The following is an 11,488-nucleotide window of genomic DNA, read 5'->3' on the forward strand; positions in this document are numbered from 1 at the left end:
CCTGCCGCGTCGCGATTGTCTCGGCAGGCGAAGCGGCGCTGGCAATCGCGCTGCCGGCGACCAACGCGGCGGCAAGGGCGGTCAGGAGCATCGGTTTCGCTCGGGTCATCGGCTGCGGTCCTTCTTCAGTGCGAGAGCGCGAGGTTGGCAGGAGTCTTGTCCGGATAGACTTCATGGAATGCGGCCTGCACTGTGGCAAGCCCGTCGGCGAGGATCTGCAGCGCGGTCTTGCCCTTGGCGTTGGGCAGGTCCGCCTTGGCCCCGTGCGAGGCGAGCACGCGCAGCATCGCCGGAAGCTCGGCGAAGTAGGGACCACCCGCCAGCATGTGGAGCGCGGTGGTCTTGTCCTTGTCTGCCACATTGGCATCGCCGGCCAGTTCGATGGCGAGGCCCAGTGCCGCCGCATTGCGCCCCTGCGCGGCCGCCAGCACGAGGTTTACCCCCGCTCCATCGACAAAGTGCTCATTGGCCCCGGCGCGTACCAGTTGCCACATCACATCGGCCTGCCCGGCCTTGGCGGCTGCCATCAGCGCGGTCGTCGGCTGGACCGGTGGTGGCGGCAAGCCGAAATTGGCCTCGGTCACCCAGGTGATCTTCGAGGGACCGGACAGCGCATCGACTTCCGCCCCGCGCTCCAGCAGCGCCGCCACCAGCGCACCTTGGCCCGCTGCCGCCGCCACATGCAAGGGCCGCCGTCCTTCGCGGTCGAGTTCGGCAACATCGCCGCCGCCGAGCCGCACGAGTTCCTCGGCCGCCGCCCAGTTCTTCTGATAAAGCGCCATCTGCAGCGCGCTGGTGTTCTCCGGCCCGCGATGCCTGACGTCCGCCCCAGCCGCGATCAGTGCCGAGGCGACTTCGGCTTTCCCGCTCGCCAATGCGAAGAACAGCGGCGTGAACACGTTCGGCGTCGCGCGGTTCACTTGCGCCCCTGCCGCGAGCAGCGTCGATACCGCATCGAGCCGCCCGGCCGAGGCCGCCCACATCAGCGGCGTCTGCCCGCGCACATCCACGCTCTCGACCGCCGCGCCGCGCGCCATCAGCGCCCGCAGCGCGTCCGCATCGGAAAACCGCGCGCACATGGCGAGCGGCGTCACCGCATCGGCATTGGACTGATCGACGGGCGCGCCCGCCGCGACCAACGCCGCCACGATTGCGCTGTTGCCGCGCTCGCAGGCCAGCAGCAACGGCGTCACGCCCAAGGTATCGGCCCGGTCGGTCTGGGCGCGCGCCTTGAGCAGGACGTCCACCAGCGCCGGGTCCTGCGTCTCGACCGCGCGGGCCAGCGGGGTCTCGCCATATTCAAACGCGGCATTGGCACTCGCACCATGCGCCAGCGCCGCCGCCAATGCCACGGGATCATCTTCCGCAATCGCGCGAGCGACATCCTCGACGCCGTGTGCCAAGGCAGGCAGCGGCATAAATGCCAGCAGCAGCGTCGCCAGCTTACGCACTGGCCAGCCCCGCCAGAGGCCCGGTGCTGTCGCCAAACTTCGTGGCGGGCACATCGAGCAGGTTGAGCCCCGCCAACAGCAGGTTCGACATCGACGTGCCCTTGTCGACCGCAAGATGTCGTCCGCCTTTCACCAGCCCGCCCGCGACGATCACCGGCAAGTCCATGAAATCATGCTCGTTGGAATCGCCGAACGCGCTGCCGCGGATCACCAGCGTCGTATCGAGCAGCGATCCCGCCCCGTCGCGCGTCTCCTTCAGCCGCTTCAGCGCATAGGCGAAGAATTCCATGTGGTAGCGGTTGATCACCGCCAGCTTGGCCATCTTGTCGGCGTTCTTGCCGTGGTGGCTGAGCATATGGTGCGAATCCGGCACGCCGATCTCGGGATAAGTCCGGTTCGAGATTTCGCGCCCGAGCATGAAGGTGGCCACACGCGTCAGGTCAGCCTGCATCGCGAGGACCTGCAAATCGATCATCAGCCGCACGTGCTCGGCAAAGTCTGCCGGAATGCCCGCAGGCTGCGCAAAGCTGCCCGCTTCCGCCTGCGGCCCCGTCGCCGCTCGCTGGATACGCTTTTCGATCGCGCGGGTCGCATCGAGGTACTCGTCGAGCTTGCGCTTGTCCTCCGCACCGAGCGCCTGCGAAAGCCGCGCCGCGTCCTTGCGCACGTAGTCGAGGATCGAGGCCTGCCGCCGTGCCTGGGCCAGCCGGCTGGCAGGATCGAGCGCCTCGCCGTCGCCGAACAGCCGCTCGAAAACATCGCGCGGGTTTGCCATGACGGGCAGCGGCACGGTCGGCGTCAACCACGAGATGCCGTTGGTATAGGCGCACGAATAGTTGATGTCGCAGCTGCCCAGCAGGCTCGCCTGATCGATGCCCAGCTCGAGCGAAGGGATCGTTGTCGTCTCGCCCAGATGCGCCGCGAACACCTGATCCATCGACACCCCGCAGCGAATGTCCGGCCCCTCGGTCTGCCGGGCATGCGCACCGGTCAGGAACGCCGGGCAGGAGCGGCCGTGCCCCGCCGGCCGGTCCCCGAATGCCGCCGCCTGCGGATGCCCCAGCCCGCTCACCACCACCATATCGCTGCGGAATGGCTCCAGCGGCGCAAGGGTGGGCGGCAGGACATAGTCCGCACCCGTCGTGGCCGGGCGATAGGCGTCCATCGTCATGCCGTTGGGCGTGTAGAACACCGAAAGCCGTTTGGGCCGCGTACCTGCGTCTGCCGCACGGGCCGCCGGGATCATTGCTTCCAGAAACGGTAGCGCCAGCGTGGTGCCTAGCCCGCGCAGCACGGTGCGGCGACTGAGGGCGGGACGCTTCACGATCATCGGTGCGGTCTCCATCCGCTGGCGGCGAGTGCAACGGCCGTGGGCGGCGCGGGCACCCGGCGCAAGGTGAAGCCGGGGCTCATCACGATGCCCTTGATGATCGTCTGCACCCGCCAATCATCCTTTGCCGCATCGCGCGCGATGACACGCACCGCCGGCATGTCCTGCGGCCCCAGCCCGCGCCCAAGCGCATAAGTCATCAGCCGCTCGGTGAAGGCGCGCGCAAACTCCTCGCGCCGGTCGAGAAGTATCTGCTGCAGCCCGGCAAAGCCCTTGAACGCGGTCCCGTCCGCCAGCACAGCGCCCGCATCGATCACCTGCCCGGCATCCTGCGTCCGCCATGCGCCGACCGCGTCGAAGTTTTCCAGCGCAAAGCCCAAGGGATCCATGCGCTGGTGGCACGAAGCGCAGGCCGGGTTGGCGCGGTGCAATTCGAGCTGCTCGCGCGCGGTGAGCTTCTTTCCGTCATGCTCGGCCTTGAGCGCTGGCACATCGGCTGGCGGCGGTGGCGACGGCGAGGCGAGCATATTGTCGAGGATCCACTTGCCGCGCTTCACCACCGAGGTGCGGTTGCCATAGCTGGTGACGGTGAGGATGCTCGCCTGCCCCAGCAATCCGCCGCGCGGCAGATCAGCGCCGAGCGCGACCTTGCGAAAGGCGGGACCGCGCACTCCGTCTATCCCGTAGTGCCGGGCCAGCCGCTCGTTGAGGAAGGTATAGTCGGCGCGGATGAAGTCGGTCACCGGACGGTTGGCCGAGAGCACATGGCTGAAGAACATCCGCGTCTCGGTCGCCATCGCACTGCGCAGGGGCACATCGAACTGCGGAAACTCGGTGATGTCCGGCCGCTGCTGGTCCAAATTGCGCAGATAGAGCCACTGCCCGGCAAAGTTCTCGGTCAGCGCTTCGGCGCGCTTGTCGGCTAGCATGCGCGCGATTTCAGCAGCGAGCACCACCGGCAGATGCAGCTTGCCCTGCCCGGCCAGTGCTAGCAGCCGGTCATCGGGGATCGAACTCCACAGGAATAGCGAGAGGCGCGTCGCAAGATCGTAGTCCGATAGCCGCGCCACGCTGCCTGCAGGCCCGGCCGCCGGCGTTTCCACAGCAAACAGGAAGCGCGGCGAGACCAGCAGCGCCTCGATCCCCGCCTCGACGCCGCTCTCGAACCCGCCCGCAGCGCGCTCGTCGGCATAGATCTCGAGCAGCGGCGCCAGTTCCGCCTCGCTGACCGGCCCGCGCCAAGCCCGCCTGGCAAGGCCGCCAAGGATGCGCTTGGCGCAGGGCGCTTCCTCGACCGTACGCTTCGGATGGCACACGAAGACCGCCTTGCGGCTCGCAAGGTCCGCATTCCCGCCCGCATCGAACGGCCCCGCCACATCGAGCTGGAGCACGTCGCGCGGAAAATTGTGCTGCGAATAGCGCGGATGGACGCGGAACGAAGGCACCGTCATCGTCCCCGCACGCTGGCCGTCCACCCACACATCAAGCGGCAGGTCCACGGGCTTCTCGAGCGGGAGCGGCACATAATCGGTGGTGTTGCGAACAGTCTGCACCGCCTCGTCCGGCCAGGTCTGCCGCCGGAACGAGACGGCCACGCTGTGCACCCCCGCCTTCAGCGGCACCCGCAGCGCGTAGCGATCCTCCGGCAGGCGATCGCTTTCATTGTTGGTGTTGGAATTGAGCCAGACAGCGACGTCATAGGCCCCGTCCCACCGTGCGGTGTAACGCACTGCCGTACCGCCGCGCGAACCCAGCGGCAGGTCCGTGCCCGCCCGCTCGTTGAACGCCGGAATGCCCGAGTTCATCACCGAGCCGTCCTTGGCCACTTGCCAGGTCGTCACGAAATCGCGCTTCGGTACCAGCCCCGTCGCCAGCCGCGCGGCCTTACCCGCCACCGCGACATAGCGCTCCATCAAGGTGGGCGAGACGCTCAGCACATCAGCGATATTGTCGAAGCCGAAGCCCGAATTGTCCGGCGGCAGCGCGGCCGCGAAATCACCTTCTACGCCGAGCAGATCGCGCACCGCATTGGCATATTCGCGCCGGTTCAGGCGCCGCACCGGTGCAGCGCCCGGGTCTGGATGCGCCATGACATACTGCGCGCGGCCCTCATCGAGCCACGAAACGAAATCGGCGCGCAAGGCGGGATCGGGCTGCTTCTTCGAATGCGGCGGCATCTCGCCCGCTGCCACCCGGCGGAGGATCTTCTCCCACGCCTCGGCATTGCGGCCTTCCGCGACGTCGCTCGCCTTCAGCCCCTCGACCGAAAGCCCCGCGACATGATCAAAATCGTTGTGGCAGCGCGAGCAATAGTCCGCCAGCATCGGCTCGACCAGCGCGGCCCGCCGCTCGCCCAGCGAAGGCCCGGATTCGGGAACGGAGGTCGTCGTGACCGGATCGTCGGCAGCGGCGTAAAGGCACGAGGCGGAGACCAGCGCGCTCAGCGCCAGCAAGCCGCGTCCAAAGGAAATCCGCCGGAAAACCTCGACCAAATGTCTGCCCCTGACCTGTCCTGCCGCGCTTGTTTACACCAGCGTGACAGCATGGCCACTGCCCTATTGACCGCAGTGCAGCACGTCCATTGCCATAAACCGGACAGGGGGTCGCGATTTATCGCTTGGGGCCCGACTGCGGCTGCACCCCATGCTGCCAAACCATTTTCCTACAGCGATCCTTGCCGCTATCTGGTCCAGCGTCCCTCAAACCCCGAAAGGACGCTTATGGCCGCTACTACTGCGCTGCGCCGCTATGTCGCGCTGGCACGCCCGACTTTCCTCTACGTGATGTACGCGATGATCCTCTGGGCGATCCCGCTCGGCTTGCTCGCCGCAGTGCGCCCCGCCGCCGCCCGCTCGATGACCGAGGCGATCACGGCCTACTTCACCGGCCTGCCTGAGCCACTATACGCGCTCTTCGGCGCCGCCTACCTCGGCTACACCGCCGCGCGGCAGTATGGCAAAGCGCGGGGCACGGATCACTAAAAAGCACCCGCTTGGTTAGTTTAGGGTAACCTTTGCCTGCTAAGACGATCCGCAACATGGACGCACACCGCCACAACCCTGCCCATCGGCCCGCAGTTCGCCGCCTTGCCCTCGTCAGCGCCGCTGCGGTGCTGTCGGTCCTGCTCGGCGGCTGCGAAGACCGCGTGAGCGCGCTCGAAGAGCGCATGACCGCTGTCGAAGCGAAAGCCGAGGCGGCAGAAAAGAAGGCCAAGGCTGCCGAATCGCTTGCTGCAACCAACCAGCCGCCGGCGATCTCGCAGCCCGAACCGGTGGTGCAGACCAACGACAGTCCGGACGGCGAAGACCCCAATGCGTCTATTGATGATGGCGGTGAGCCCGGAGCACCGCCGCCCATGGCGGACAACGGCAAGGGTTGAATTCGCGCGGGCTTGCGCAGGCAGGCCCACGCTCTATCAGGGCTGGAACAAGCGTTCTTGCCTTCGCGGAGCCCGCCATGCCCCAGACCGTGTTTGTCCTCAACGGCCCCAATCTCAACCTGCTCGGCACGCGCGAGCCGGAGATCTACGGCTCGGCCACGCTCGACGATATTGCCGGGATGCTGGAGGACCGAGCGCGCGAACTCGGGCTCGAGATCGATCTCAGGCAGTCGAACCACGAGGGTCATCTTATTGATTGGCTTCACGAAGCGCAGGCCACAGGTGCCAAGGCCGTGTTGCTCAATGCCGGCGCCTTCACGCACACCAGCATCGCGCTCCATGATGCGATCAAGGCGATCCGCACGCCGGTGATCGAGGTCCACCTTTCCAACCCGCACACGCGCGAGGCGTTCCGCCACAAGTCCTATGTCGGCATGGCCGCCAAGGCGACAATCGCGGGCTTCGGCCCTCTCAGCTACCTCCTCGCGCTCGAAGGCGCGCACAAGCTTTGAGACCTCAGCCCGAAGGGGCCAGATCGGGCTTTTCCACGCCGCGCTTGCGGGTTTTCCTTGCCACTGCGAAGCGCGGCGGGCATGGAACCCGCTTTGATTGGGCACACCCGCGAGGACAATAAAATGGGGCATGACCACGGCGACGAGAGCGCCCAAAACGCCGACAAGGCTATGGCCATCGACAGCGCACTCGTGCGCGAACTGGCCGAACTCCTTTCCGATACTGGACTGACCGAGATCGAAGTCGAGGACGGCAAGCGCAAGATCCGCGTCGCCCGCACGATCACCGCCGCGCCGGTGGCAACATATGCCCCCGCGCCTGTCGCAGCGCCGGCTCCGGCCCCCGCCGCCGCGCCTGCCGCTGCTGCTGAAGCTCCCGCTGCCGAAACGCACACCAACGCGCTGCGCTCGCCGATGGTCGGCACCGCCTATCTCACCCCCGAACCGGGCGCCGCGCCGTTCATTTCGGTGGGCTCCACGGTCAAGGCGGGTGACACGCTGCTCATCGTCGAGGCGATGAAGGTGATGAACCCGATCACCGCGCCCACCGGCGGCAAGATCACCGCGATCCTGGTCGAGAACGCGCAGCCGGTCGAATTCGACCAGCCGCTCGTCGTCATCGCCTGAGGACGCGCCTCCCATGGCCATTTCCCGACTGCTGATCGCCAACCGCGGCGAAATTGCGCTGCGCATCCACCGCGCCGCGCACGAAATGGGGATCGAGACGGTCGCGGTGCACTCCACCGCCGATGCCGATGCCATGCACGTGCGCCTTGCCGACCACGCGGTCTGCATCGGCCCGCCTGCGGCGAAGGACAGCTACCTCAACATGGCCGCGATCATTTCCGCGGCCGAGATCACCCATGCCGACGCGATCCACCCCGGCTACGGCTTCCTCTCTGAGAACGCCAAGTTCGCCGAGATCGTCGAGGCGCATGACATCACGTGGATCGGCCCCAAGCCCGAACACATCCGCACGATGGGCGACAAGATCGAGGCGAAGCGCACCGCCGGCGCGCTCGGCCTGCCGCTCGTTCCGGGCTCGGACGGCGCGGTCTCCGATATCAAGGAAGCCAAGGAAATCGCCGAGGCCGCCGGCTATCCGGTGATCATCAAGGCCGCTTCGGGCGGCGGCGGGCGCGGCATGAAGGTCTGCAACGGCCCGGACGAACTCGAAACGCTGATCCAGCAGGCGGGCAGCGAAGCCAAGGCCGCGTTCGGCGATGCCACCGTCTATATCGAGAAGTACCTCGGCAACCCGCGCCACATCGAATTCCAGATCTTCGGCGATGGCAACGGCAACGCCATCCATCTGGGCGAACGCGATTGCTCGCTCCAGCGCCGCCACCAGAAGGTTCTGGAAGAAGCCCCCAGCCCCGTCATCTCCGCCGCCGAGCGCGACCGCATGGGCGGCATCGTCTCCAAGGCGATGGCCGACATGGGCTATCGCGGCGCGGGCACGATCGAGTTCCTCTGGGAAAACGGCGAGTTCTACTTCATCGAGATGAACACCCGCCTCCAGGTCGAACACCCGGTCACCGAGGCGATCACCGGCGTCGACCTCGTGCGCGAGCAGATCCGCATCGCCGATGGCAAGCCGCTCTCGGTCCGCCAGGAAGAGATCGAGTTCAAGGGCCACGCGATCGAGTGCCGCATCAACGCGGAAGACCCGTTCAACTTCACCCCCTCGCCCGGCCTCGTCACCAGCTACCACGCCGCGGGCGGCATGCACGTGCGCGTCGATAGCGGGCTCTACGCCGGCTACCGCATCCCGCCCTACTACGATTCGATGATCGCCAAGCTCATCGTCTCGGGCCGCACCCGCGAAGGCTGCATCATGCGCCTGAAGCGCGCGCTCGAGGAAATGGTGATCGGCGGCGTCAAGACCTCGATCCCGCTCCACCAGAAGCTGCTGACCGACCCCCACTTCCTCGACGGGGACTATTCGATCAAGTATCTGGAACAGTGGCTTTCCGAGCAGGCTTAAGCGTTAGATCCTCCCCATTTTTGCGCAGCACAAATGGGGAGGTGGCAGCCCGAAGGGCTGACGGAGGGGCCATCAACGCTTGCAAAAGCGAACAATCGCCTCCGCAACGTCATCCGGCGATCGCAGCACATCCGCCGCCGGTATCCTGACTACCTCGAGCCCGAGAGCTTTCAGCGCCTCATCCCGGCGTTCGTCCCGCACAGGCCGGTCACCCATATCATGCGCAATGCCATCAATCTCGAACGCGACCTTCGCGGCGGCGCAATAGAAATCCAGCACCCACTCACCAACTGGATGCTGCCGCCGGATTTTCACTTCATCCGGCTGGAGCCGCAAATGCCGCCAGAGCAAAGTCTCCGGCAAACTCGGCTCCCCGCGAAGCTTGCGCGCCAAGGCCACGTTGCGCGGTTGTTTCGTCCTCGGCAAGAAACCCCTCCGTCATTGGCTACGCCAATGCCACCTCCCCGTTTGTGCTGCGCAAAAACAGGGAGGACCAGAAGAGATCGCACCATTCCTGCAAGATCCTCCCCATTTTGGCGAAGCCCAAATGGGGAGGCGGCCCGCCGCAGGCGGGTCGGAGGGGTAAAGACGCGGCAGAAAAACCTATCGGTCAGAAACTCAAGCCCCCTCCGGTGCAACCCCACTTCGCGAAGCCAGCTGAACCGCCTGCATCAGCCAACCCACATATTCGTTCACGTCGCTGGTCACGCGGTCCTTGCCCCAGGTGCCTTTGAACGAGACATCCGCCCGCACCTTGCTCGCCGCAGCCACTTCATTGCGCAGATATGTGCCGTAGACCATGAGGTCCTTGAGGTCGCTGCCGGTCAGGGCCTTCTGCGCATTGACCACGGACGGGACGTTCATCGCATGGATCACCACTGGGCCGGAATGAAACTTATAGGGTGTGCTTCTTGCCTCGCGCATCTGCGCAATGGCATTTTCATACATCTCTATCGTGGTCCCGTTAACTGGCACGCCTTTTCCGGCAAGAAACGCCTCGTCGTTTTGCGCCATCCGCAAATCCATTTGGTCACATTCGTCGTAGAACCGCAAAACCTCTTCGCGGGTTTTCGGATTAATCTTCCCGTCGTCTGATCGATTGTAGGAATCCGCAACCGCCTGCGCCCAAGCCTCCCTGTTTTCCAGCATCAATTCTTCCGTGGCGATGACACTGCCTTCGTTATACCGCTGAAGATTCTGCGGATAGACATAGGCGCTGCTGCTTGGCCCGATGGTGGTCATGGCGTATTCCCCGCAAGACGAGTTGCCGAGAGCAGAACGGCAGTTCGGGCTTTGCCTAAACCCGCCCCTCGATCGCATCCCAGATCATACCCGCAGTATCGGTCCCGTTGAACCGGTCGATCGCCACGATCCCTGTCGGCGAAGTCACGTTGATTTCGGTCAGCCACTTGCCGCCGATCACATCGATGCCGACGAAGATCAGCCCCAGCCGCTTGAGTTCCGGCCCCAGCGCGGCGCAGATTTCCTGCTCCTCCGCCGTCAGCGCGGTCTTTTCGGCATAGCCGCCGACCGCAAGGTTTGAGCGGAACTCGCCCTCGCCGGGCCTGCGGTTGATCGCGCCCGCGACTTCGCCGTCCACCAGCACGATGCGCTTGTCGCCTTCGCTCACTTCGGGAAGGAAGGCCTGCACCATATGCGGCTCGGGCCAGGTCTGGTTGAACACTTCCAGCAGCGCGCCGAGGTTCTCGCCCTCTTCCGAAACGCGGAAGATCGCCTTGCCGCCGTTGCCGTGGATCGGCTTCACCACAATCGCGCCGTGCCGCTTCTGGAACGCGCGCACTTCCTCCACCGAGCGCGTCACCAGCGTCGGCGGCATGAAGCGCCGGTAATCCAGCACCATCACCTTTTCGGGGGCATTCCTAACGCTGCGCGGGTTGTTCACCACCAGCGTCTCGCCCTCGATGCGCTCGAGCAGGTGCGTCGCGGTGATATAGCCCATGTGGAACGGCGGATCCTGCCGCATCAGCACGACGTCGATGTCGCGCCCGAGGTCCAGCCGCCGCGCCTCGCCCGCCTTGTAGTGATCGCCCGCCACATGCTGCACCGTCACCGGCACGGCGCGCGCGGTCAGCCGGTCGTTCTCGTCAAGCGAGAGCGCGCCGACATCGTAGTGATAAAGCTCATGCCCCCGCGCCTGCGCCGCCAGCATCAGTGCGAACGAGCTGTCACCGTTGATATTGATCGAATGCAGCGGGTCCATCTGGACGGCAACGCGAAGGGTCATGGGCTCGAAAATCCTCTGGACGCGACGAACTTACACTTACCCCGCTCACCCTGAGCTTGTCGAAGGGTGCTGGCTGGGCCGTCGCGGTTGATGCTTCGACAAGCTCAGCATGAGCGGTGTTTCTTTATCCAGACAGAACCGAAGGGCTAACCTAAGGCTGCCAGACGTTGGCCATGTGGCGTGGCCAGTGGCCCGGCGCAAGGAGGATCACGTCGATCCGCACATCATCGCCCGGTTTGGCAAACCGCGGCACAAGTGCCTCTGCCGCCCGCGCCACGCGCCGCAACCGCCTTGCGTCGATAGCCTCATCCAGCGCTCTGGCAGTGGCGCGCCACTTTACCTCGACAAAGGCGACGGTGCGGCCCTTGCGCGCGACGATATCCACCTCGCCCGCCCCGATCCGCTGGCGTCTGGCGAGAATGCGCCAGCCGCAAAGCCACAAGTACCACGCAGCAAGGTTCTCCCCGCGCCGTCCCTGCCGTTCGGCCTCCTGCCGGCTCATGCAATACCCCCCAAACCACAACCGTTCGTGTCGAGCGAAGTCGAGACACCAAGCGCTGCGTGCGGTGTCTCGACTTCGCTCG

Annotated in this window: 12 protein-coding genes; 5 read left to right on the forward strand and 7 right to left on the reverse strand. The window is 65.7% G+C overall.

Going from position 1 to position 11,488, the window contains the following annotated elements:
* Positions 1-125: 125 nt before the first annotated feature.
* The 3 genes from IP83_RS17155 to IP83_RS17165 are packed head-to-tail and all read right to left on the reverse strand — an operon-like array spanning position 126 to position 5,234.
* Positions 126-1,451 carry an ankyrin repeat domain-containing protein gene (locus IP83_RS17155; RefSeq protein ID WP_231625100.1) on the reverse strand — a complete coding sequence of 442 codons (1,326 nt, stop codon included), beginning with the start codon at positions 1,449-1,451 and terminating at the stop codon, positions 126-128.
* The gene (locus IP83_RS17160) at positions 1,444-2,781 is read right to left on the reverse strand and encodes a DUF1552 domain-containing protein (protein ID WP_054123472.1); all 1,338 of its coding nucleotides are present in this window, start codon (positions 2,779-2,781) and stop codon (positions 1,444-1,446) included. The genes IP83_RS17155 and IP83_RS17160 overlap by 8 nt, the downstream gene beginning before the upstream one ends.
* Positions 2,778-5,234 (reverse strand): DUF1592 domain-containing protein, encoded by a 2,457-nt coding sequence (locus IP83_RS17165; RefSeq protein WP_231625101.1) that lies wholly within the window; start codon positions 5,232-5,234, stop codon positions 2,778-2,780. The genes IP83_RS17160 and IP83_RS17165 overlap by 4 nt, the downstream gene beginning before the upstream one ends.
* A gap of 267 nt (positions 5,235-5,501) precedes the next feature.
* Between IP83_RS17165 and IP83_RS17170 the strand changes: the two genes are divergently transcribed.
* The 5 genes from IP83_RS17170 to accC all read left to right on the forward strand — a co-directional run bounded on the left by IP83_RS17170 (position 5,502) and on the right by accC (position 8,659).
* On the forward strand, positions 5,502-5,762 hold the full coding sequence (locus IP83_RS17170) for a 3TM-type holin (protein ID WP_054123462.1): 261 nt from the start codon (positions 5,502-5,504) through the stop codon (positions 5,760-5,762).
* Positions 5,763-5,818: 56 nt separating this feature from the next.
* Complete coding sequence (locus IP83_RS17175; protein WP_054123463.1) at positions 5,819-6,160, forward strand: hypothetical protein; 342 nt, start codon at positions 5,819-5,821, stop codon at positions 6,158-6,160.
* Positions 6,161-6,237: 77 nt separating this feature from the next.
* Positions 6,238-6,672, forward strand: coding sequence for a type II 3-dehydroquinate dehydratase (aroQ, locus tag IP83_RS17180; protein WP_054123464.1), 435 nt, complete (start codon positions 6,238-6,240; stop codon positions 6,670-6,672).
* Between the two features lie 123 nt (positions 6,673-6,795).
* Entirely contained in the window at positions 6,796-7,299 is a 504-nt protein-coding gene (gene accB / locus IP83_RS17185; protein ID WP_054123465.1) for an acetyl-CoA carboxylase biotin carboxyl carrier protein, read from the forward strand.
* 13 nt (positions 7,300-7,312) lie between these two features.
* Positions 7,313-8,659: an acetyl-CoA carboxylase biotin carboxylase subunit gene (gene accC, locus IP83_RS17190; protein WP_054123466.1), complete on the forward strand. Its 1,347-nt coding sequence runs from the start codon at positions 7,313-7,315 to the stop codon at positions 8,657-8,659.
* 72 nt (positions 8,660-8,731) lie between these two features.
* On the opposite strand, the gene IP83_RS17195 is transcribed toward accC, so the two are convergent.
* The 4 genes from IP83_RS17195 to IP83_RS17210 all read right to left on the reverse strand — a co-directional run bounded on the left by IP83_RS17195 (position 8,732) and on the right by IP83_RS17210 (position 11,406).
* Positions 8,732-9,058: an endonuclease domain-containing protein gene (locus IP83_RS17195; protein WP_082364802.1), complete on the reverse strand. Its 327-nt coding sequence runs from the start codon at positions 9,056-9,058 to the stop codon at positions 8,732-8,734.
* A gap of 219 nt (positions 9,059-9,277) precedes the next feature.
* On the reverse strand, positions 9,278-9,901 hold the full coding sequence (locus IP83_RS17200) for a hypothetical protein (RefSeq protein WP_054123468.1): 624 nt from the start codon (positions 9,899-9,901) through the stop codon (positions 9,278-9,280).
* A gap of 55 nt (positions 9,902-9,956) precedes the next feature.
* A complete protein-coding gene (gshB, locus tag IP83_RS17205; protein ID WP_054123469.1) occupies positions 9,957-10,904 on the reverse strand; it encodes a glutathione synthase in 948 nt (315 codons plus the stop codon).
* Positions 10,905-11,055: 151 nt separating this feature from the next.
* Entirely contained in the window at positions 11,056-11,406 is a 351-nt protein-coding gene (locus IP83_RS17210) for a YraN family protein (protein ID WP_054123470.1), read from the reverse strand.
* Between the last annotated feature and the right edge of the window lie 82 nt (positions 11,407-11,488).

Origin of the sequence: Novosphingobium sp. AAP93 (genome assembly GCF_001296055.1) — a bacterium.
Classification (GTDB): Bacteria; Pseudomonadota; Alphaproteobacteria; order Sphingomonadales; family Sphingomonadaceae; genus Novosphingobium.